Annotated in this window: 19 protein-coding genes; 12 read left to right on the forward strand and 7 right to left on the reverse strand. The window is 70.3% G+C overall.

Going from position 1 to position 21413, the window contains the following annotated elements:
* Positions 1 to 43 precede the first annotated feature (43 nt).
* The gene (locus LWF15_RS03075) at positions 44 to 853 is read right to left on the reverse strand and encodes a carbon-nitrogen family hydrolase (RefSeq protein WP_232808785.1); all 810 of its coding nucleotides are present in this window, start codon (positions 851 to 853) and stop codon (positions 44 to 46) included.
* 241 nt (positions 854 to 1094) lie between these two features.
* Between LWF15_RS03075 and LWF15_RS03080 the strand changes: the two genes are divergently transcribed.
* The 6 genes from LWF15_RS03080 (at position 1095) to LWF15_RS03105 (ending at position 7432) form a co-directional block, all read left to right on the forward strand.
* Positions 1095 to 2756 carry an MDR family MFS transporter gene (locus LWF15_RS03080; protein ID WP_408622480.1) on the forward strand — a complete coding sequence of 554 codons (1662 nt, stop codon included), beginning with the start codon at positions 1095 to 1097 and terminating at the stop codon, positions 2754 to 2756.
* Positions 2757 to 3180: 424 nt separating this feature from the next.
* A complete protein-coding gene (locus LWF15_RS03085) occupies positions 3181 to 3726 on the forward strand; it encodes a DUF5317 family protein (RefSeq protein ID WP_232808787.1) in 546 nt (181 codons plus the stop codon).
* A 47-nt stretch (positions 3727 to 3773) separates the two neighbouring features.
* Positions 3774 to 4151 (forward strand): phage holin family protein, encoded by a 378-nt coding sequence (locus LWF15_RS03090; RefSeq protein WP_232808788.1) that lies wholly within the window; start codon positions 3774 to 3776, stop codon positions 4149 to 4151.
* 161 nt (positions 4152 to 4312) lie between these two features.
* Entirely contained in the window at positions 4313 to 5752 is a 1440-nt protein-coding gene (locus LWF15_RS35940) for a M949_RS01915 family surface polysaccharide biosynthesis protein (RefSeq protein ID WP_269809430.1), read from the forward strand.
* An 86-nt stretch (positions 5753 to 5838) separates the two neighbouring features.
* Positions 5839 to 6231, forward strand: coding sequence for a YciI family protein (locus tag LWF15_RS03100; RefSeq protein ID WP_232808789.1), 393 nt, complete (start codon positions 5839 to 5841; stop codon positions 6229 to 6231).
* 46 nt (positions 6232 to 6277) lie between these two features.
* Positions 6278 to 7432: an RNA polymerase sigma factor gene (locus LWF15_RS03105; RefSeq protein ID WP_232808790.1), complete on the forward strand. Its 1155-nt coding sequence runs from the start codon at positions 6278 to 6280 to the stop codon at positions 7430 to 7432.
* Here LWF15_RS03105 and LWF15_RS03110 read toward each other — a convergent pair.
* Entirely contained in the window at positions 7429 to 8082 is a 654-nt protein-coding gene (locus LWF15_RS03110) for a TetR/AcrR family transcriptional regulator (protein WP_232808791.1), read from the reverse strand. The two genes, LWF15_RS03105 and LWF15_RS03110, sit on opposite strands and share 4 nt — an antisense overlap.
* Before the next feature lie 97 nt (positions 8083 to 8179).
* On the opposite strand from LWF15_RS03110, the gene LWF15_RS03115 reads away from it, so the two are divergent.
* Positions 8180 to 9598 carry an MFS transporter gene (locus LWF15_RS03115; RefSeq protein ID WP_232808792.1) on the forward strand — a complete coding sequence of 473 codons (1419 nt, stop codon included), beginning with the start codon at positions 8180 to 8182 and terminating at the stop codon, positions 9596 to 9598.
* Here LWF15_RS03115 and LWF15_RS03120 read toward each other — a convergent pair.
* Positions 9556 to 10332, reverse strand: coding sequence for a (2Fe-2S)-binding protein (locus LWF15_RS03120; RefSeq protein ID WP_232808793.1), 777 nt, complete (start codon positions 10330 to 10332; stop codon positions 9556 to 9558). The genes LWF15_RS03115 and LWF15_RS03120 overlap by 43 nt on opposite strands.
* A gap of 335 nt (positions 10333 to 10667) precedes the next feature.
* Here LWF15_RS03120 and LWF15_RS03125 point away from each other — a divergent pair, with 335 nt between their 5' ends.
* From LWF15_RS03125 to LWF15_RS03135, 3 genes are all read left to right on the forward strand, one after another.
* Positions 10668 to 11882: an ATP-grasp domain-containing protein gene (locus tag LWF15_RS03125; protein WP_232808794.1), complete on the forward strand. Its 1215-nt coding sequence runs from the start codon at positions 10668 to 10670 to the stop codon at positions 11880 to 11882.
* The gene (locus tag LWF15_RS03130) at positions 11879 to 13726 is read left to right on the forward strand and encodes an IucA/IucC family protein (protein ID WP_232808795.1); all 1848 of its coding nucleotides are present in this window, start codon (positions 11879 to 11881) and stop codon (positions 13724 to 13726) included. The genes LWF15_RS03125 and LWF15_RS03130 overlap by 4 nt, the downstream gene beginning before the upstream one ends.
* Positions 13727 to 13971: 245 nt before the next feature.
* On the forward strand, positions 13972 to 15372 hold the full coding sequence (locus LWF15_RS03135) for an IucA/IucC family protein (RefSeq protein WP_232808796.1): 1401 nt from the start codon (positions 13972 to 13974) through the stop codon (positions 15370 to 15372).
* Here the strand turns inward: LWF15_RS03135 and LWF15_RS03140 are convergent.
* The 4 genes from LWF15_RS03140 to LWF15_RS03155 are packed head-to-tail and all read right to left on the reverse strand — an operon-like array spanning position 15351 to position 19376.
* Positions 15351 to 16547 (reverse strand): Gfo/Idh/MocA family protein, encoded by a 1197-nt coding sequence (locus LWF15_RS03140; RefSeq protein ID WP_232808797.1) that lies wholly within the window; start codon positions 16545 to 16547, stop codon positions 15351 to 15353. The genes LWF15_RS03135 and LWF15_RS03140 overlap by 22 nt on opposite strands.
* Positions 16544 to 17338 (reverse strand): ATP-binding cassette domain-containing protein, encoded by a 795-nt coding sequence (locus LWF15_RS03145; protein WP_232808798.1) that lies wholly within the window; start codon positions 17336 to 17338, stop codon positions 16544 to 16546. The genes LWF15_RS03140 and LWF15_RS03145 overlap by 4 nt, the downstream gene beginning before the upstream one ends.
* Positions 17335 to 18399, reverse strand: coding sequence for an ABC transporter permease (locus LWF15_RS03150; RefSeq protein WP_232808799.1), 1065 nt, complete (start codon positions 18397 to 18399; stop codon positions 17335 to 17337). The genes LWF15_RS03145 and LWF15_RS03150 overlap by 4 nt, the downstream gene beginning before the upstream one ends.
* Positions 18399 to 19376, reverse strand: coding sequence for a substrate-binding domain-containing protein (locus tag LWF15_RS03155; RefSeq protein WP_232808800.1), 978 nt, complete (start codon positions 19374 to 19376; stop codon positions 18399 to 18401). Before LWF15_RS03155 ends, LWF15_RS03150 begins: the two co-directional genes overlap by 1 nt.
* Before the next feature lie 161 nt (positions 19377 to 19537).
* Between LWF15_RS03155 and LWF15_RS03160 the strand changes: the two genes are divergently transcribed.
* Positions 19538 to 20308 carry a GntR family transcriptional regulator gene (locus LWF15_RS03160; RefSeq protein ID WP_232808801.1) on the forward strand — a complete coding sequence of 257 codons (771 nt, stop codon included), beginning with the start codon at positions 19538 to 19540 and terminating at the stop codon, positions 20306 to 20308.
* A gap of 203 nt (positions 20309 to 20511) precedes the next feature.
* Positions 20512 to 21396 carry an MBL fold metallo-hydrolase gene (locus LWF15_RS03165; RefSeq protein WP_232808802.1) on the forward strand — a complete coding sequence of 295 codons (885 nt, stop codon included), beginning with the start codon at positions 20512 to 20514 and terminating at the stop codon, positions 21394 to 21396.
* Positions 21397 to 21413 lie beyond the last annotated feature (17 nt).

Here is a 21413-nt window from a genome sequence, read left to right on the forward strand (position 1 = left end):
ACGTCTGTTCCGCGTCTGTTCCGCGTCTGTCCAAGACCTTGTTTCACAGGCGCCGGTCGGCCAGGACCGGGAACGACTCCCGGTACTGCGCGACGGCGGCCGGGTCGATCTCGGCCACCAGGACGGTCTCGTCCTCACCGGCCTCGGCCAGCACCTCACCGGTGGCCGAGACCACCTGGCTGTGCCCGCCCATTCTGGTGCCGGCGTGGGTGCCGGCCGTGTTGCACTGGACCACGACCGCCTGGTTCTCCACCGCGCGGGCCCGGCCCAGCAGCCGCCAGTGCTCCACCCGCGCCGCCGGCCAGGCTGCCGGGATCACGAACATCTGGGCCCCGGCCGCCGTGAGGCCCCGGTACAGCTCCGGGAAGCGCAGGTCGTAGCAGGTGGACAGGCCCGCCACGAGGTGACCGTCGGCCGACTGCAGGCCGGCCGTGACCAGCTCGGTGCCGGCCTCGATCAGGTCCGGCTCACCGGCGGAGAAGCCGAACCGGTGCACCTTGCGGTAGCTGACCATGGGCAGGCCGTCCCGGCCGATCAGCACCGAGGTGTTCCACCGCCCGCGTCTCTGCGGCCCGGGGTCGGCGCCGTCGCGGGCCTGTTCGATGATCGATCCGGCGTGCACGTAGGCGCCGATCTCCTTGGCCGCCCGGCAGATCGCCCCCACCGTGGGCCCGTCCAGCGGCTCGGCCGCCTCGGCCCAGCGCCGGTAGCCGAACCCGGTCGGCGCCCAGAGCTCGGGCAGCACCACCAGGTCGGCGCCGGACTGCGCGGCGACCAGCGCGGCGGCGCGTTCCACCCGCTCGGCTACCGGTTCCTCGTCGCCATAGGCCAGCTGGAGCACGTGTACGCGCATGACGGCCAGCGTACGGGTCCGGCCCGGTCACCCGGCCGCGGGCAACTGCGCAGCTACGCCGGACGGTTGCCTGACACAATCACCTCGGCGGATTTCTTGGCCCCGGAGGCTTACCGGCCGGGCTGCGCCGACCGATGCACCCGACGAGTCAACGCCCATCTGGAGCCTCATGCCCACGCCCACACCACCCGATCCGGACCAGCCGGCCCGCGAGCCGGCCGAGCCGAACCACGGCCAGGTCATGGCCGACGCCGGCACCACCCCCGAGCCGGGCGCCGGCGCGGCGCTGACCCACCGGCAGATCGTGGTGATCATCAGCGGCCTGATGATGGGCATGCTGCTGGCCGCCCTCGACCTGACCATCGTCTCCACGTCGATCCGGACCATCTCCGACGACCTCGACGGGCTGAGCGTCCAGGCCTGGGTGACCACGGCCTACCTGATCACCTCGACGATCAGCACCCCGCTCTACGGCAAGCTTTCCGACCTGTACGGGCGGCGGCCGTTCTTCCTCACCGCGATCTCGCTGTTCGTGGTCGGCTCGGCGTTGTGCGGCTTCGCCCAGGACATGTACCAGCTGGCCGCCTTCCGGGCGTTCCAGGGCCTGGGCGCGGGCGGGCTGTTCTCGCTCGCCCTGGCGATCGTCGGCGACATCGTGCCGCCCCGGGAACGGGCCCGCTACCAGGGCTACTTCCTGGCCGTGTTCGGTTCCTCGAGCGTGCTCGGGCCGCTGGTGGGCGGGTTCTTCGCAGGTGCTGACACGATCCTGTGGGTCAGCGGCTGGCGCTGGGTGTTCCTGATCAACGTCCCGATCGGGATCATCGCCCTGGTCGTGGTGGCGCGGGTGCTGCACATCCCGCACACCCGCCGGGACCACCGCATCGACGTCCTGGGCGCCGTGTCGCTCACCCTGATGCTGGTACCGCTGCTGACCGTGGCCGAGCAGGGCCGCGAGTGGGGCTGGGGCAGCGCCGGCTCGATCACCTGCTTCGTGGTCGGGGTCACCGGTTTCGTGCTCTTCCTGTGGGCCGAGCGGCGGATCGGCGACGACGCCCTGTTGCCGATCCGGCTGCTCGGCAACAAGACCTTCACGGTCGGCTCCACGCTCAACTTCATCATCGGCATGGGCATGTTCGGCGGTCTCGCCGCGCTGCCGCTGTACCTGCAGATCGTCAAGGGCCACACGCCGACCGAGTCCGGCCTGCTGATGCTGCCGCTGACCGCGGGAATGATGTCCGGCTCGATCGTCTCCGGCCAGTTCATCTCCCGGACCGGCCGCTACCGGATCTTCCCGATCGCCGGCTCGGTGCTGTTCACCACCGGCATGTTCCTGTACTCGACCATGGACGTGGACACCTCGCTGGTGGTGGTCGGCTGCTTCGCCCTGATCTTCGGTCTGGGGCTGGGCTTCAACATGCAGACGCTGGTGCTGGCCATGCAGAACTCGGTGCCGCCGCGGGACATGGGGGTGGCCACCTCCTCGGCCACGTTCTTCCGCCAGATGGGCGGGACCCTGGGCACCGCGGTGTTCCTGTCGGTGCTGTTCGGCTCGGTGGTAGGCAATATCTCCGACGAGATCGCCCGGGCCGCGGCCGATCCCGGCTCGGCGTTCAGCCGTGCCCTGGCCGACCCGGCGGTGGTTGCCGACCCGGACAACGCGCCGATCGTGAACCTGGTGAAGAACGGCACCGGCGGAGGGATCTCGATCGACGACTCCTCCTTCCTCGGCCGTCTCGACCCGGCGCTGGCCCGGCCGGTCCTGGAGGGCTTCGCCGACTCCATGCATCTGGTCTTCCTGATCGGCGCCGGGGTGCTGGTCCTGGCCTTCCTGTTCAGCTGGTTCCTTCCGGAGGAGCAGCTGCGCACGCAGTCGGGTCTGCAGGCCCGGGCCGCGGCGGAGTAAAAACCCAACCACAGCAACGGCAACCGATGGACGTCCGGTGGCACCGGACGTCCATCGGTTCTGATCGTGTGGTTTTGGGACTTCCCGGGAGTTCACCCGCTCGTGTGACTAGGGCGGGCAGGCATGGCGCAAGCGATCACGGCCCCCTGACGATCAGGGCTCCGATCCGCACCGCCGAAGGGAAGTGGACCAATGAAGGCTCACCTCACCACCCGCGCAGTCACCACCCTGGGGAGCATCGTCCTCCTCGTCACTCTCGCCGGAGCCGGCCACAAGTGGTGGTGACAGCAGCGGGGTCCGTGGCTGCGGCCGCGGACCCCGCGTCTGCCGTCCTGCGGAACGGACCGACCGGTCCCGGGCCTGGACCGACCGGTCCAGCAGCCGGATCGTCCGGTCCGGTCCGGCGACCGACCGGCCGGTCCAGGTGATCCTGACTGTCCTGGCCACCCTGCTCCTGCTGCTGCCGGCGGCGTTCGGCGGCAAGTTGTCCCGCCTCGCCGAGGTGGAGATCGCCGGACGGCACTGGCTGCTGCTGGGCCTGCTGCTCCAGGTGGTGGCCATCGGCCTGGGTTCCCGGGTTCCCCGCGAGGTCGCGGCCGGACTGCACATCAGCAGCTACCTGGTGCTCGGTGCGGTGATCTGGGCGAACCGCGCTCTGCCCGGGGTCCCGCTGATCGGACTGGGCGGGCTGGGTAACGGCCTGACCATCGCGGTCAACGGCGGGACGCTGCCGGCCTCGGCCGAGGCGATGGCGATGGCCGGTCTCCGGAACGAGGGGGACGGGTTCAGCAATTCGGCGCCGCTGGCCGAACCGCGTCTGTGGTTCCTGGGCGACGTGTTCGCGATTCCCGCCCCCATTCCCCTGGCCAATGTGTTCAGTGTGGGTGACGTGCTGATCCTGGCCGGTGTGGCGCTGGCCTCGGCCCGGATCTGCGGACCGGCCCGCTCCGGTTCCGGCTCCCGATCGTGATGATCGGTACGTCGTGATCATTGGTCACCTCTGGCAGGATTCGGCCGGTGAACATCCTGATCAAGATTGTGGTCAACGCGGTGGCGATCTGGGTCGCCACCGCGCTGGTACCGGGTGTCGAGGTGACCGGGGACGACACCGGCCAGACGGTGCTGACCCTGCTGGTCGTCGGCGCGATCTTCGGTCTGGTGAATGCGGTCGTCAAACCGGTGGTGAAGCTCTTTTCTTTGCCGTTTTACTTCATCACACTGGGCTTGTTCGCCTTCGTGGTGAATGCCCTCATGCTCGAGCTCGTGGCCTGGCTGTCGGGCCGGCTGAACATCTCGTTCACGATCGACGACTTCTTCTGGTCGGCGCTCGGGGCGGCCGTGGTGGTCACTTTCGTGAGCATGGTTCTGAATCTGGTTCTCCCGGACAGTGACTGAAAGTAGCTGTCTTTAGCGCTTCCGGCCGCAGACAGGGACGGTGGCCAGCGCTACCCAGGTGGGCGTGGGAGGATCGAACCGGTCGAGAGCCGCGCGAGCCGTCTGCCGGATTCCAGCCCGGTGGCCGACGGTTCGAGTGGCTGTGGAAGGGGTACGGCAACGTGGACGACGAGCAGGGGCCCTGGTGGACCCGCCCGCCGGAGCCCGGTCCGCGGGTGCACCTGCGCGACGAGGACCGTGACACGAAGACGTCCCTGCAGGACGACGAGACCTCCGATCCGTACGAGACGGAGATCTACCGTCCCGGGCCGCACTCCCCCTCACCGGAGCAGCGCGACGTCCAGCCGCCCTACGCGCCCGACACCGGGTTGCCGTCGCAGGGGGGCTGGCCCGACGCCACCCCGGTGCCCCAGCCGCCCTCGTCGCTGACGAGCCCGCGCTCCGAGGCCGGGCACGACGCCTCCACCATGCCTCTGCCGCTGATCGAGGAGCAGGGCGTCACCTCCGACGCGCCCCCGGCCGACTCGACCCAGCCCAACCCGCTGGCCACCGAGACGCCGGTCGCCCCTGCCCCTGCCCCCGCTCCGGCCCCCGCTCCGGCTCCGAAGCCGAAGAAGCCGCAGGTGCGCCGGGTCGCGGCGCCGGAACCGCCGGCCCGGCCGGTGAAGCAGACCAAGCCCCGGCCGGTGGTCCCGGCCGACCGCAACGCCTACGCGCCCCCGCAGAACGGCGACATCTGGGCCACCTTCAGCGGGCCGATCCCGCTGCCCGACGAGGTGCTCGCGCAGCGCGGCCAGACGCCGCAGAAGAAGGCCGCTGCCCCGCCGCCACCCCCGCCCCGGCCCGAGGCCTCCCCCCGGGGGGACGACGACGCACCGAGCCCGCTGCGGCAGTTCTTCACCGTGCAGCTGCCCGAGGCCCGCTTCGTGCTGATCGCCATCGCCGGTGGCCTGGTGGTGCTCCTGATCGTGCTGGTCGCCCTGCTCAGCGGGGGCGGCGGGGCGGACGAGGCCAAGCCCAAGATCACCCCGACCAGCCTGGCCGTGCCCCAGCTGGGCAAGGTGAAGGCGGTGGACGCGTCCAAGATGCTGCAGCGCGCCGACGCCGAGTCCGGCGGCAAGGTGGTCGAGGCCTACGAGTGGTCCGACCAGAACGGCAAGAACCTGATCGCCGCGATCCGGATCCCGGCCGCCAAGCGCAAGACCACCCTGAAGGTGGTGCACGTGGTCGGGCTCGACGGCGGCGACCCGGACGTGAGGCGCGAGATGACCGACCCGGACCTGCCGGCCTGCGACAACGGCCGGGCCGGTGGGCAGGCGAGCTTCGCCAAGGAGGGGATGCAGGTGGTGAACCTCGACGGCGACGGCTTCGCCGAGGTCATCGTGGGCTGGTCCTCGCGCTGCGGCAAGGCGTCCGAGAGCGTGGCCAAGCTGGCCCTGCTGAGCAACGGCGAGAAGTACATCGTGCGCGGCACCGGCGTGCTCAAGTCCGGCAAGGGTTCCACCGAGCCCGCCGATCCGGAAGTCGGGAAGTGGCCGACCGGCTACTACGACACCGTGCGCGAGAACTACGGCCGGATGTTCTTCCCGGTCAGCGAATAGGCCGGGTGTCCTTCTCGGCCGGTCGCCGTTCGTCCTTAGAGTGAGGCCGGTCGAAAGGCACCGGCGCGCCCGCAGGGAGGACACCCATGCCCCAGTACCTCGCTCTGCTCTACGACACCGAGGACGAGGACTACTCGCAGCCGGAGTACGCCGAGGCCACCGCGGCGCTGCTGAAGGAGTACGAGGAGTTCGACCGGGTCGCGGCCGAGGCCGTGCGCGGGGGTAACGCGCTCTACCCCAGCTCCACCGCCACCACCGTGCGCGTGCGAGGTGGCAAAGGCGGCGAGGTGATCACCACCGACGGGCCGTTCGCCGAGACCAAGGAGGTGCTCGGCGGGTACTACCTGCTCGAGGCTCCCGACCTGGACGCGGCTATCGCCCTGGCCGCTCTCATCCCGGCCGCCTGGACCGGCTGCGTCGAGGTGCGGCCGGTGATGACCTTCGACGGTCGCACCGAGGAGGAAATCACTGGTCAGTGACGTTGCCGGCGCCCTCGAGCAGACCATCCGGCTCGAGGGCGCCCGGGTGGTCGCCGGGCTGGTGCGCGCCCTGAACGACGTCCAGCTGGCCGAGGACGCCTTTCAGGAGGCGTCGGTCCGGGCCCTGCGCTCGTGGCCCGAGGCCGGGGTGCCGGACAACCCGCGGGCCTGGCTGACGGTGACGGCCCGACGCTGCGCGCTGGACGTGGTGCGGCGGGAGAGCCGCCGGCACGAGCGGGAGGTCGAGGCGATGCGGCTGCAGAGGCTGTTCCAGGCCGAACCGGCCGACCAGGAGATCCCGGACGACCTGCTGCGTCTGGTCTTCACCTGCTGTCATCCGGCGCTGTCGGTCCCCGCACAGGTGGCGCTGAGCCTGCGCACGCTCTGCGGGCTGAGCACGGCCGAGGTGGGCCGGGCGCTCCTGGTACCAGAGGCGACTGCGGCGAAGCGGCTGACCCGGGCCCGGCAGAAGATCGCCCGGGCCGGTATCCCGTTCCGCATACCCGCCACGCACGAACTGCCGGCCCGGGTCGAGGGGGTCGCGGCCTGTGTGTACCTGCTCTTCAACGAGGGGTACTCGGCCACCGCGGGCGAGGATCCGATCCGGCCGGCCCTGGCGGACGAGGCGATCCGGCTGGGGCGACTGTTGCACCGGCTGCTGCCCGACGAACCGGCTCTGACCGGGCTGCTGTCGCTGATGCTGCTGCAGGACTCGCGCCGCCCGGCCCGGATGCGCGACGGCGAACTGGTGCTGCTACCCGATCAGGACCGTTCCCGCTGGCGCGCAGACCTGATCCGCGAAGGGGTGGCGCTGCTGGGACGCGGTCTGGCCCAGACCCCGAACCGTCCTGATCCGTACGTGGTGCAGGCCGCCATCGCCACCTGCCACGCGATCGCCCCGAGCGCTGAGCAGACCGACTGGGCTGCGATCGTCTCCTGGTACGACGTGCTCCTGACGGTTTGCGACACGCCGGTGGTGCGGCTGAACCGATCGGTCGGCGTTGCTGAACTGAACGGTCCAGCCAGCGCATTGGCCGAGATCGACGAGCTCACCGGGCTGAGCGACTACGCGCTCTGGCACGGGACGCGGGCGTTGCTGCTGGACCGGCTGGGGCGGCCGGTCGAGGCCGAGGCCGCCCGGGCCCGCGCCCTGGAGCTGGATGTGAACGCGGCGATCAGGAGACGGCTGCAGATGCGCTAGGGCGTGTGGTCGCCGTCGAACTCGTCCGAGGGCTCGTCGTCGGGCAGGACTTCGTAGGCCCGCAGGAAGGTCTCGACGCCCAGGCTCACTGCGGCCTCGAACTCCTCGGCGCTGATGCGCTGGGTGCCGAGCACGGTCAGCTCGGGCAGTTCGGCGTTGATCAGCACCTGGAACTGGCGACCAGCCCGGACCGGGTCGTCGATGTCCAGGTAGCCGGCGTTGCCCAGCATGGCCAGCCGCCCGGCCAGGGCCTCCTGCACCGGGCGCACTGCGCGCTCCTGCACCACCTCGTAGATGGCCGGGTCGCGGCCGATCTCGGCGGCGATCATCCGGTCGAGGTAGACCGAGCACGGGCTGAGGGAGCAGTCGGCCAGGGCCAGGCCGAGCTGGAAGAGGCTCTCGCGCCAGCCCTCCGGGGTGAGGTCGAGTTCGCGGACGGCGGCGAGGGAGGCCTCGTTCTGCTGCCGGGCCGAGTCGGCCACCGACTCGCGGAACAGCTGCTCCTTGCCACCGAAGTGGCTGTACACGGTGGGCTTGGACACGCCGGCCCGGCCGGCGATCGCGTCGATGCTGGCGCGCTCGTACCCCTCGTCGCCGAAGATCGGCGCCGCTGCCTCCAGAATCTCGCGCCTGCGATCCCTCAGTGCCACGAGCTTGATTGTAGGTCCAGTTTCCTCTGACTCAAGAGGCACTTCTTCCGCACTTACCAGTTGGTTGAATCAAACCAGCGAGTTTAGTTTGACGAGCATGACAGTCAAGGAGATGCGGTGGCCGGCCCTGACCGCCGTCGCCGGGGCGGCCCTGCTGGCGGTGCTCGACGGCACGGTCGTGGCCGTCGCCCTGGAGTCGCTGGCCGACTCCTTCGACGCCCGGATCGACCAGGTGGTGTGGGCGACGATCGCCTACCTGCTGGCGGTGGCCGCGGTGCTGCCGGTGCTGAACTGGCTCACCGTGCGGTACGGCCCGCGGACGATGTTCACCGTCGGGCTGCTGCTGTTCGTGGCCGGGTCCGCGCTGACCGCCCTGGCCTGGTCGGTGCCCGCGCTGATCGGCTTCCGGGTGGTCCAGGGACTGGGCGGCGGCATGATCGAGCCGACCGCGATGACCTTGGCCGCCACCCTCTCGCCGCCGGAGCGGATGGGCCGGGTCATGGGCGTGATGGCGGCGGTGATCAACGTGGCCCCGGTGGCCGGGCCGCTGGTCGGTGGGCTGCTCCTGCAGACCGGGCACTGGCAGTGGATCTTCTTGGTCAACCTGCCGCTGGGAGCCGTCGTTCTGGTAGCCGTGCTGTCCGCGACCCGATCGATGACCCCCGCGCCCTCACCGTCGTCCTCAATTGATCAGCCCCGCGCCGACATACCGGGGCTGCTGATGCTGACCTTCGGCTTCGTGGCGCTGCTGTTCGCCCTCAACCGCTCCGGCGAAGCCGCCGGACCGAGCGCACTCCTGGTTCTCGTCGGTCTGGCCGGAGCCGGGCTCTTGATCGCCTACGTGCCCTACGCCCGGCGACTGTCCCGGCCGCCGGCGCTCGACCTGCGACTGCTCGGCCGGCCCGGGTTCGGCGCCGGTCTGGCCATCATGGGGCTCACCGGTCTGGTCATGTTCGCCATGCTCACCTCGCTGCCGCTGTTCGGCGCCGAACGCTTCGGCCTGACCGGGCTCGAGCAGGGCGTGCTGGTCAGCGCCCTCGGCCTGGGGCTGCTGGTCTCGATGAGCTCGAGCGGACGGCTGAGCGACCGCCTGGGCGCCAGACCTCTGGTGGCCGGCGGATCAGCGGTGACAGTGGTGACGACCGGGACGTTCGCCCTGGCCCACGACGAACTCCCGCTACCCGTTCTCTTCGCGCTGTTCGTGCTCGTGGGCCTGGCCTTCGGCTGCACCGCAGCCCCCACCGTGGCCGGGGCGTTCCGCATGCTCGAGCCGGGCGAGCAGTCGGCCGGCAGCACGGCACTGTTCATGACCGTGCAGTTCGGCGCGTCCCTCGGCGTGACCTTGCTGGGGCTACTGCCCTCGGTCGTGGACGACTGGGTGCGCTGGCTGTTCCTGGTGATCGCGCTGGCCCAGGTGCTGGTGTTCGCCCTGAGTTCGCGGCTTCGGGCGGCACCACCGGCGGCGCCGATGGATCACTTGACCAGCGGGCAGCCGCCGCACTTCTCTTCGTCCTGACGGTAGAACAGGCAGCACATGCCGCGCACCGGGTCGAGCACCTCACGCCCGGCCTCGGTGCACACCGTGCGGACCGTGCCCCGGCGCCGGATCGGCGCCCCCTCGGCCACCAGAGCGTCGAGCAGCAACTGCCCGGCGGCCCGGCCCTCTTCCTGACTCTGCCCGGCCAGGAGAGGGGCCTTGGTGGACGGGCTCAGCACCGAGTCGGCCATCTGGTTCCAGATCGCGACCGTGCCGTATCGGGTGTGCGCGTGAACCTGCTCGACCAGCACGGAGAGCGTGGCGTAGGCACCCCGGGCCGCCCAGGAAGCAAGTGCGGCCCGGTCTTGGACGACGGTGACGTGCGGCCCGCCGGCCAACGAGTCGTCGGGGAGCACAGCCAGACGCGGGGAGCGGAGGGCGATCTGCGCGACCAGCCCTTCCTCGTCGAGCCGCAGCATCAGCGAGTCGGGCCCGGTGTCGTAGGCACGGCCGGCCACCGCGAGCGCCACCGCCAGCCGGCCGACCGCCGCATAGCCGAGGCTGCCTGCCAGCCGGGCCCCGAACACGGCCGGCCCGACCTGGGTGTGCGCCGCCTCGGAAGCGAGCATCGACTGCGTCACCTCACGGGGAGTGAACCAGTCGGGGCTCTGCGGAACCCGCGCGAAGTCGGGCGCGGCGTAGCTGTGCGGGGTGTCCGGAGTCAGGGCCCGCAGCTGATCGGCCAGCAGCATCACCGGGTTGGCCTCGGTCACGAAATGTGACTCGCAGGTAGGACGCGAGAGGAGCCGAACAGCACTGTGACCTGCCATCTTTTCCCCTCCCAACGAGTCGGCGTCGTCACTGACCGGAGCAACTATAAGGTAAGGCTAGCCTTAAAGCGTGGAGCCGGACGACGTCACCTCTGGGAGTTCCTGAACGTGCAACGCCCTGTACGCAGCACCCTCCTGTCGGTGATGGACGGGCGGTACTTGAGCAGAATCCGCGATCACGCTGAGACACGACACGGTGTCTTCTTGGCGCCCTCGGCCGGACCGGCGGCACCTGGCCCCCTGTCCGCCGCACAGTGCGTCGTGTTGAAGTGATCCACATGGCCGTGGTCCTGCTCGCCCGAAATCCCACCGACACCGTCACCCACGGGCTGCTTCCGGCCGCCCGCGACCTGGGTCTTCCGGTGCGGGTCCTGACCGACGAGCCGGATGCGCACCGGCGCACCTATGCGGGGCAGCACGACCGGTTGGGACGGCCCGAGGTGGTCGGCTGTGCGGTGCAGGACGTGCGCGCGGTCCTGGCCACGATCGAGGCCACCGGTGTTCCGATCGCCGTGATCAGCAACAGCGACCACCTCCAGGTGCAGACCGCCCTGGTGGCGGACTACCTGCAGTTGCCCGGCAAGGACTGGCGGTCGGCCCAGCGGGCTCGTGACAAGGGCCTGATGCGGGCCCGGCTGCGGGCCCGGGGTCTGGACGACACCTACTGCCGGCGGTTGGTGCCCGGCAGCGCTCTTCCGGACGACTCCGAGATCCCCTACCCGGTCGTCCTCAAACCTGCCGAAGGCGTGGCCAGCGAAGACGTGGTGATGATCCGCGACCGCGAGGAGCTGGTGCGCCGGGTGGCCGATGTCCGCTCCCGACGGCGGGAAAGCGATCTGCTGCTGGAAGGCATGCTCGAAGGGCCGTTGCAGACCCTGGAGACCCTGGGCGACGGTGACCGGTTGCGGGTTCTCGGCGGGTGGCAGACCCGGGTGTCACCGCCGCCCTACTTCATCGAGGAGCGCCTCACCTGGGATCCGCAGCCCGACCCCGAGGTGACCGCCACGGTGCTCAGCCAGCTGCAGGGAATCGGCGCCGGCTTCGGGGCCTGCCACACCGAGTTCGTGCTCACCCCGGCCGGGCCGCGCATCGTCGAGGTGAACGATCGGCTGATCGGCGACCACTGCGACTTCGCCATGGCCCGCCTGCTCGGCGAGCCGCTGTTCCACGATGTGTTGCAGCTCCTGATCGGCGAACCCCTGAAGCCGGATCCGCCCGTCTCGGAGCCTCAGGCCGGCGTCGTGCACTGGGTTCTGGTCGAGCAGGACGGGGTGCTGAACCGGGCGCCGGAGGAGTTTTCCGAGAACCGGCTCCGGGACGGCGAGAGCTACCGGCTGAGCTACCGGCCGATGAAGCCGGTCGGTGTGCCGGTGCAGGTCACCGGCACGAACCGGGACTACCTGGGCTCGGTCACCGTCACCGGCCCCTCGGCGGTCGGCGTCGAGGCCGTGACCAGCGAGTTCCTGGCCGGTGGGCACTGGGTGATCGGGTGATCGGCGCGCTTTCGGGCCGCGATGTCGTGGCCCCGTGGGAACAGGACCTGATCCTGCGGCTGGGCACGGCCCTGCTGCGTGAGGACGTGGCCGGTCTGCGCAGCCGCGGCGTGCTGCTGTCGGTGTCGAGGGCCCGGGTGGCCGGAGCGCGGCCGGAGCGGCGTTCGTCGATCGGCTGGACCCGGCGCACCGAGCCGGCCGAGACCGACTTCTGGCTGGCCCTGAACGGGTTGCGGATGCCGGTGCGGGCCGGCTCCCGGGAACGCGGCGACCTGGTCAGCGACCTGGTCATGCGCAAGCCGCTGGTGATCCAGGTGGGGCCGATCCGGATGGACCCGGCCCGCCGGTACTCGCGGCACCTGGGGTCGGTGGTGCGGGCGGTCGAGGCGGAACTGCTCACCAGCGTCGCCCCCGAACTGGCGGCCGAGTTCCGGGCCGGTTTCGAGGCGCTCATGGTCGAGGCCCGTTCCGCAGCCCGCGCCGCGCGGCTGCGTCGGCGGCGGCAGCCCGAGGTTTATGGACGTTTGCGAGCGGCTTCGCAGGGCACCGCTCCTTTGGCTCGGGTCTCGTTGGACGGAACGGCGCCGGCTACCGCCCTGGACACTGATTTCTGGCTTGCCACTGAGTCTCTGGCCGCCCAGCGGGACCACCCGATCTACCCGCTCTCGATCGCCCGGGTCGGCCTGCGACCGACTGATCTACCCCGCTGGGCACCGGAACACGCACCGCGCTTCGGGATGCGCTGGGTATCGGTGCCCCGCGAACAGGTCCAGGCCGGGGGCGAACTGCCCAACTGGTGGCCCGAGACCCCGGAGGCCGAAGTCGCGCTCCCGGTTCACCCGGCCATGACAAAGGGGCAACTGACCGAGGCGGCCGGCGTTTCCTGGCAGCCCTTGCCCGCGCCCCGGCTGCAGGTGCGCCCCACCCTCTCGATGCGCACAGTTGTGCCCGAGTCCGACCCGTCGGTCCACCTCAAGGTCCCCCTGCCGATGCGCACGCTGGGCCGGCTCAACCTCCGGCTGGTCAGCCAGGCGTCACTGGCCGACGGTGCCGTTCTGACCCACAGCCTCGGCCGGCTCCTGCAGCAGGACGAGCAGTTCGGCCACTCGGTGCTGATCGCTGACGAGTCCTCGTGGCTACATGCCAGTGGCCACTTGGCTGTCCTGGTGCGGCGCTGGCCGGATCTGGCCGACGCCCGGGTGCTGCCGGTGGCCGCGCTCACCGCTCGTGGCTGGGACGGCCGACCGCTGGTCGAGGTGCTGGCCCAGGAGTTCTTCGCCGGTGATGTCGACGCGTTCCTGGACGTGTACCTGCGCCGACTGCTGGCGTGGCAGCTGGCCCTGTGGCTGCGCTACGGCATCGTGCACGAAGCGCATGCACAGAACGTGCTGATCGCCGTGGATCACCAGCACGGGATCCGGCTGCTGCTGCGCGACCTGGACAGTTGCCTGATCGATCCCGAGCTGGCCACTGCCGCCCTGGGTGAGGCGGCTCCGGCGGGCCTGGCCGACGAGCGGCTGATCTCGAAGGACCCGGTGGATCTGGCCGCCATGTTCGTGACCACCACGCTGCACCAGTGTGTGGCAGCGGTGCTGGTGGAGACGGCTCTGGCTCTCCGGAGACCGGTTGCGCCCCTGCTCGCCCGAGTGCGGCCGTTGCTGCGCGAACTTGCGGACACGCACCGGGGCGCAGGCGACACCGCACTCCTGACCTCAGGGATCATCCAGGCGGAGAGACTGCCGGTGAAGCGGACGCTGACCGCCGCCACTCTGCTGCCCAAATCACGCACGGGAGCTGCCGACGTGAACAAGTTCTATGGCGCCGACGCGCCTACTTACCTATGATCCGGCCGACGCTCGACGTCTGCCGGGTCAGCCCGGCACCGGTCACCGCCGAGGCCGTGACGGTGGTGGCGCTGCTGAACTGTCTGGTGCGGGAGGTGTCGGGGCCCGGGGGGAACGTGATGCCCGACGGCCCCGAATGGGCGCTCATCAAGCTGGAGAAATCGGGCCGGAGCTTAAGGGCGCGGCTTGGTCGGCCGATGAGGAATGTTTCCCGTGGAACATCGGAGCCGCGCTTCATCGGACAGGTGCAGCTCGGGGACGTTCAGGGGCAGGCGTGGCTTGGCTGGCGTGAGCTACTGGCCGTGGTCGACGAGGAGCTCACCGCGATCACCGGGACGTCGGCCGATCACCTGCCTGACCAGATCGCGGCCTCCCAGGCACTGATCACCGAAGCGCTGAACCGTCCGCACGCGTCGGCAGCCGATTACCTGGAGCTGGAGCAGTCCCTCCTCAGCGGCCACCGCTTCCATCCCGCGCCGAAGGCCCGGTCGGGACGGGAGGACGAGGTCCGGCGCTATGCCCCGGAGCTGGGTGCCCGATTCCAGCTGCACTACCTGGCGGTGCGGACCGAGCTCATGCGCGAGACCCACGTCTCGGACGCAACGCCGACCGGGGAAGAGGCGGTGCCGGACGGATATCGCCTGCTGCCCGTGCATCCCTGGCAGTACGCGATCCTTTCGCGGGGTGACGAGCTGCCCGCGGCGCTGGCCGACCGACGCGCCATCGACCTCGGCCCCAGCGGTCCGTCGATGCGGGCCACTTCCTCGGTGCGAACTGTGGCCGCCGACGACAACGGTTTCCTGAAGCTGAGCCTCAGCGTGCTGATCACCAACTGCCTGCGGATCAATCCGTGGCACGAGGTCCAGGCCGCGGTCATGCTGGCCGGCCTGCTCGAGCCGCTGCGCCGCGACCTGGCCACCCGCTTCCCCGGCACCGTGCTGCTGCGGGAGACCTCGGGCCTGACCGCCGGCCTCGGCCCCGGCCTGGCCGACCAGCTCGGCGTCATCCGCCGGGAGGGCCTGGCCGGACGGCTGCAACCGGGAGTGCAGGCAGTACCGGCCGCCGCTCTCACCGAGCCGGTGCCGCACCCCGCACTGGCCCGGCTGCTGGAGCGGATCACCGCCGACCGCGAGGTGCTGCTCGACTGGTGGCAGCGCTACGTGCGCCTGGTGGTGCCGCCGGTGCTGCATGCCTACGCCCGGCACGGCGTGGTGTTCGAGGCGCACCTGCAGAACGTGGTCGTGGGGCTGCGCGACGGCCTGCCCGTACAACTCGTCCTGCGCGACCTGGAGGGCGTGAAGCTCGTGCGAGAGCGGCGGGCTGAAGACCTGGCCGCCATGCCGGCGCGGGTACGCGCCCACGTCGGCACCCCGCAGGGCCGGGGCTGGGACCGGGTGGCCTACTGCCTGCTGATCAATCACGTGGGCGGGCTGGTGGCCGCGTTGGCCGACCGGGATCCGATGGCCGAGCCCGCGCTCTGGGAGATCGTGTCCGACGTGCTCTCCGGCGTCGAGCCGTTCGCCGAACTGGAGGGCGTCTTGGGCGGCGAACCCGTGCCGGCCAAGACCAACCTGCTGACCCGCTGGCGCGGCGCCGCCGACCGCGACAGCGGTTACGTGCCGCTCTACCTGCCGTTTCCGGCCTGAGGAACCCGGGCGAACAAGCGGCCCCGGGCCACTGGGGAGAACTCAGGCAGTTCCAACCCAGCCAGAGCCGAAACCCCCGCCGTCCAGACTCCAGGCGCACCAGCGTCTTCAATTGAGACCGTTCGCCCCAGCGCCGCCGACGTGTACGTGGCCATGGTGCAGGCCAGGGTGTGCAGGGCATCGCGACCGGTGGCCGCCGGTCGCCCGCCCGTGCGCACTGCGTCGGCGATGTCGGCCAGGGCCAGCGTCATGGCGGCCGACATCTTGGCCGGCAGTTCCACGCCAACGGGTACGTCTGCGCTGTGCGTTCCCTCGACGGTGGTGACCGTGATGCCCGCCAAGGGCGCCCAAGGCGGCGTGCTGTCGTCGACGTAGTGGATCACCAACCTGCCCTCGGTACCGGTGACCTGCACTCCCCCCGGCCCGTGCCCCCAGGCCATGTTCACCATCGCGACGCTGGTGCGATCGCCCTGGTCAGCTTCGAACCGGGCCAGGGCCAGAGTCTCCACGCCATCGCCCCAAGCCCCCGGCAGGTCGGCATCGGCGAACCCGGAGACCCTCACGAACGGAGCGCCCAGCAGCTGTTCGGCCAGGTAGACCGCGTGCAGCATGTCCATCAGCACGCCGCCCCCGGCGGCAGCGGGATCGTGCCGCCAAAGGGGGCGATAGCCACCGGCGCCGGGCAGGTCGAGCACCCCTAGGTAATTCACGGTGACCGTACGAATGGCGCCGAGCTCGCCAGAGGCAATGATGCGGCGGGCAGCGATGAATTCGGGCAGGAAGAGATAGTTGTGGACCACGCCCAGCACTACCCCGGCTGCCTCGGCTGCCTTCACTGCAGCTTCCGCGTCGGCCGGCACCGAGGCCAGGGGCTTCTCGCAGATGATGTGCTTACCGGCTTCGGCCGCGGCCACCAGGAGATCGCGCCGCCGGTTCTGCGGGGTGCAGATGTCGACCACGTCCACGTCGGGCGACCGGATGGCCTCCAGCGGATCTGTGTACGCCCGCACCGGATCCAGCGTTACCATCTCCCGGGCCGCCCGCAGCCTCGACGCCGTGGGGTCGGCGACCGCCACCACCTGATAGCGCTCGGGGTCGGCCAGGAACACCGGCAGATGCATGTTCAGCGCGATGTTCCCGCAGCCGATCAGGGCCACCCGCAGAGGTTGCGTCACTCGGACTCCCTCTCGTTCCGGGCCGTCGGCCGCAGCTCGTGCGCCAGTTCGTCGAGTTCGTCCCCACCCGCCATCTCCTGGGTGAGGTCGGTCAGGGTGATCGCCTCGCGCCGCGAGTCCAGCCGGGTGGAGCCCCGTTTCAGCACGATGAAGTGGTCGCCGACCAGATAGGCGTGGTGCGGGTTGTGCGTGATGAACACGACGCCGAGCCCGGCGTCCCGGGCGGCCGCGATGTACTTCAGCACCACGCCCGACTGCTTCACGCCGAGCGCGGCCGTGGGCTCGTCGAGGATCAGCACGCGGGCACCGAAGTAGACCGCCCGGGCGATCGCCACGCACTGCCGTTGACCACCGGAGAGCGTGCCGATCGGCTGGTTGATGTCCTGCACGACGATGCCCATCTTGCGCAGTTCCTCGTCGGCGATCCGGCGCATCTCGCGGATCCGCATCCCGGCCAGCGGGAACGATCCGTGACGAAGTTCCGCCCCCAGGAAGAAGTTCCGCCAGACCTCCATCAACGGCACCACGGCCAGGTCCTGGTAGACCGTGGCGATCCCCCGGTCGAGGGCCTGCCGCGGCGAGTCCAGCACCAGCGTCTCGCCGTCTACCTGGAACGTGCCCTCGGTGTGCGGATGCAGCCCGGACATGATCTTGATCAGCGTGGACTTGCCCGCCCCGTTGTCGCCCAGCACGCAGGTCACCTCGCCCGCGGCGACCTTCAGGTCGACGTCGGACAACGCCCGGATCGGGCCGTAACTCTTTCCCACGCCGTGCATCTCGATCAGCGTCATGCCCCTGCCCTCCGGCTCGGCCGGCTCGCCGTGGCCAGGGCCTTCACGTACAGGTTGACCATCACCGCGAGCAGGAGCATCACCCCGAGAAAAGCCTTGAACCAGTTCGGGTCCCAGCCCGCGTAGACGATGCCCAGACTGGTCATGCCGAAGATGAAGGCGCCGATCGCGACGCCGATCACGTTGCCGAAACCGCCGGTGAGCAGCGTGCCGCCGACCACGGCGGCGATGATGTACAGGAACTCGTTGCCCACCCCGTTGCCGGCCTGCAGGGTGTTGAAGCGGTAGAGGCTGTGCATGCCGACGAACCAGCCGAGGAACGAGACCGTCATGAACAGGCCGATCTTCGTGCGCAGGACCGGCACGCCGACCGCCCGGGCGCTGTCCGCGCTGCCCCCGACCGCGAAGATCCAGTTGCCGGTGCGGGTACGTTGCAGCACCCACCCGGCCAGGCCGGTGAACAGCAGCCACCACACCACGGTGCCCCAGACCGTCACGCCGCCGATCTCGGTGCTGGAGGCGAAAACGTTGCCCAGTACCCCGAACCCGTCCATCTTGGAGACGTCCGGGGAGGTGACCGAACCGGTGACCGCCTTGGTGATGCCCAGGTTCGCCCCCTGCAGCACGAAGAACGTGCCCAGGGTGATCAGGAAACTGGGGATGCCGGTGCGCATCACCAGGTAGCCGTTGACGAAACCGATGAGCAGGCACAGGGCCAGGCTGAGCAGCGCCCCCACCCACAGGTCGATCCCGAACCACCAGCAGAACATCGAGTTGGCCAGGGCCGAGGTGGTGACGATGACGCCGGCCGACAGGTCGAACTCGCCGCCGATCATCAGCAGGCCCACCCCGATGGCGACGATGCCGATGGTGGAGGACTGGTAGAGCACGGTCAGGAACGAGTCGCCGGAGCGGAACGCCGGGGCCACGACGAGGAAGAAGATCAGGATGACGACCGCGGCCGCGGTGGCCCCGATCTCCGGCCGGGCGAACAGGCGCCGCGACAGCGGGCTGTCCAGGACCGGCGTGGTCGAGGTCAGATTCTCCTGGGTGGCGGTCATCAGCGGGTCCCGTTCGCCACGAACGGCAGGATCTGGTCGATGTTCTCGCTGTCGACGAACGACGGGCCGGTCAGGACCGCCTGCCCGCCGCCGAGGTCGTTGCCGTTCTTGACCGCCAGGTAGAGCGAGGTGATCGCCATGAAACCCTGCATGTAGGGCTGCTGGTCGATGGAGAACTCGATCTTGCCGTCCTGGATTGCCTGCGCCGCCTCCTGATTCAGGTCGAAGGTGACGAGTTTTGCCTCGCTGCCGCTGGCGTCCATCGCCTTGATCGCGTCCAGCGCGATCGGGGCGCCCAGGCTGACGATGTAGTCGATGGACGGGTCCTGGGCCAGTTTGGCCTGCAGGGTCGCCACCACGGCGGCGTCGTCGGTGCCGTTGACCTGCAGGTTCTCGGTGCCCGGAACGCCGGCGGCGACACCCGCGCAGCGGGCCTCGAGGGAGACCGAACCGGCCTGGTGGATCACGCACAACGGATGTTTCGCGCCCTCGGCGGCCAGTCGCTCCCCGGCCGCCTCACCGGCCGTGGTCTCGTCCGAGCCGAAGTACATGTCCGCCCCGAGCCGCTGGTAGTCGTCGATCCCGGCGTTCAGGCCGACGATCGGGATGCCCGCGTCGGCGGCGGCCTTCACCGATCCGGCCAGGGCGTCCGGGGTGACCAGGGTGGTGGCGATGCCGTCGACCTTGCTGTCCACCGCGTTCTGGATCAGGGTGGCCTGCTTGCCCGCGTCCGGGTCGTTGGAGTACTTCAGGTCGATACCGGTGTTCTGCGCAGCCTGTTCGGCCCCGGCCCGGACGATGTCCCAGAACGAGTCGCCCGGGGTCTCGTGCGTCACCATCGCGATCGTGTAGCCCGAGTCGTCCCCGGCGGTGCCGGCGCCCCGATCCGGCTCCTTGACCCGCCCGCCCTCGCTGCAGGCCGCCAGCCCGGCCACCAGCGCGGCCGCCGCGCACACCGCGATACCCGTTCTGAGCATGCGAAAATCCCTTCGCTGCTTCTTGTTCCACGAACGACGATTTGTGCTGACAACCTTCTATGTTCGCTTGTCAGAAGTTACAGTCATAACGGTCGGATCGTTCGACATCGAGATCAATGCCCTCGACCGCCTCCAGCGACGAACGGGCCCGGGAGGGTCTCATGCCGATCGAGATGCCGATCGGGCCGGCCCTGCCCGCCCTGGTGGTCGACCGGTCCAGCCCGGTGCCGCTGTACTTCCAGCTCGCGCAGCACCTGGAGCGCGCCATCGACCAGGGTCAGCTGCCGCCGGACACCATGCTGGCCAACGAGATCCAGCTGGCCGGGCAGCTCGGCCTGTCCCGGCCCACGGTCCGCCGGGCGATGCAGTACCTGGTCGACAAGGGGCTGCTGGTGCGGCGCCGCGGGGTCGGTACCCGGGTGGTGCAGCCCCGGGTGCGCCGCCCTCTGCAGCTCACCAGCCTGCACGACGACCTGCTGGCCGGGGGCCGCCTCCCCCGCACCCGGGTGCTGTCCAACGTCGTGGAACCTGCCAAGCCCGACATCGCCCAGGTCCTGGCCCTGCCCAGCGGCACCCCGGTGATCTCGCTGGTGCGCCTGCGCTCGGCCGACGGCCGGCCGATCGCCCGGCTCACCAACCACCTGCTCGGCGACCTGCCCGACGCCCGCAGCCTGACCACCCAGGCCCTGGAACAGCACGGCCTGTACGCGCTGCTGCGCGCCGCCGGGGTGGTTCTGCACGCGGCCCACCAGAGCATCGGCGCCCGCCCGGCCACGCTCGCCGAGGCCCGCCTGCTCGACGAGACCAAGGGCGCGGCCCTGCTGACGATGAGCCGGCTCACCTTCGACGAGCGGGGCCGGGCCGTGGAGTACGGCACCCACGTCTACGTGGCCTCGCGCTACAGCTTCGAGCTCAGCCTGCTGAACGGCTGACACCGTGTGACAATGCGCTGGCCGACGGCTTCGGTCAAACCGTTGGTAATTGTCAAGTCACCCCCGGTGTAACCAATCGGTCAGATCGGGCGTACGCTGCGTTGTGTGCTCAATGCGGATAGTCGCCGTCCTGGGGTGACCGTCCGCCGGAACCGCCGCGTGTCCTCGACCTGAGAGGGCCGGAACGAGGGAGCCGAGTTGCGGTGAAGTCGGACACCAACCCCTGGGGTCGCTGGTACGAGGTGGGCGACCGGGTCTTCGTGCGGCGCAACCGCACACTCGACGTGAATGCCGGGCTGATCCTGGGCGACGAGCGCTGCCTGGTCGTCGACACCCGGGGCAGCGAGCGCGAGGGGCAGGAGCTGCGCCGGGCGATCCGCTCGATCACCCCGCTGCCGCACCTGGTGGCGCTCACCCACTCGCACTTCGACCACTGCTACGGCACCTCGGTGTTCGCCGACGCCCAGCCGGACTGCGAGATCTGGGCGCACGAGCGCTGCTACGCCGATCTGGCCGGCTCGGGGGTGCGGCAGCGCGCCGAGATCTCCACCTGGCTGCGTGAGTCCGGCGAGGAGGTGCTGGCCGACGAGGTCGACGCGGTCCGGCTCACCCTGCCCAACCACACGATGACGGCCGACGTCACGCTCGACCTGGGCGGCCGGTCGGTGGTGCTGCACCATCCCGGCCGCGGGCACACCGACCACGATCTGGTGGTCGAGGTGCCGGACGCCGACGTCACGTTCCTGGGCGACCTGGCCGAGCAGGGGGCGCCGCCGTCGTTCGACCACGCCTTCCCGCTGGAGTGGCCGGACACCATGACCCGGCTGATGGAGCGGGTCGGGCGGGTGGTCGTGCCCGGGCACGGGCACCCGGTGGACGTGGGCTTCCTGGTGCGCCAGCGCACCGAGCTCGCCGAGGTCGCCAACCTGGCCCGCAAGCTGCCGCCGCACCTGGACGACGCCGAGCTGGAGTGGCACGCCAACCGGCTCGCGGTCGGCGGGGCGGCCGGTTTCATCGCCCTGAAGCGGGCCCAGGAGCACCTGGCCGAGCTGGTCAGCTCCGGCAGCCGCGCCGGTCGCCTGTCGTAAAGGCCCTACGATTGCCC

The sequence above is a fragment of the Kineosporia rhizophila genome (genome assembly GCF_021277265.1).
Taxonomy (GTDB): domain Bacteria; phylum Actinomycetota; class Actinomycetes; order Actinomycetales; family Kineosporiaceae; genus Kineosporia; species Kineosporia rhizophila.

What these genes read in the sequence shown, in the direction of transcription:
- LWF15_RS03145 (WP_232808798.1), bottom strand. Translation starts at nt 17,338, where the DNA reads ATGACGCTGATCGAGATGCACGGCGTGGGAAAGAGTTACGGCCCGATC.
- LWF15_RS03100 (WP_232808789.1), top strand. Translation starts at nt 5,839, where the DNA reads ATGCCCCAGTACCTCGCTCTGCTCTACGACACCGAGGACGAGGACTAC.
- LWF15_RS03150 (WP_232808799.1), bottom strand. Translation starts at nt 18,399, where the DNA reads ATGACCGCCACCCAGGAGAATCTGACCTCGACCACGCCGGTCCTGGAC.
- LWF15_RS03160 (WP_232808801.1), top strand. Translation starts at nt 19,538, where the DNA reads ATGCCGATCGAGATGCCGATCGGGCCGGCCCTGCCCGCCCTGGTGGTC.
- LWF15_RS03155 (WP_232808800.1), bottom strand. Translation starts at nt 19,376, where the DNA reads ATGCTCAGAACGGGTATCGCGGTGTGCGCGGCGGCCGCGCTGGTGGCC.
- LWF15_RS03075 (WP_232808785.1), bottom strand. Translation starts at nt 853, where the DNA reads ATGCGCGTACACGTGCTCCAGCTGGCCTATGGCGACGAGGAACCGGTA.
- LWF15_RS03115 (WP_232808792.1), top strand. Translation starts at nt 8,180, where the DNA reads ATGACAGTCAAGGAGATGCGGTGGCCGGCCCTGACCGCCGTCGCCGGG.
- LWF15_RS03080 (WP_408622480.1), top strand. Translation starts at nt 1,095, where the DNA reads ATGGCCGACGCCGGCACCACCCCCGAGCCGGGCGCCGGCGCGGCGCTG.
- LWF15_RS03125 (WP_232808794.1), top strand. Translation starts at nt 10,668, where the DNA reads ATGGCCGTGGTCCTGCTCGCCCGAAATCCCACCGACACCGTCACCCAC.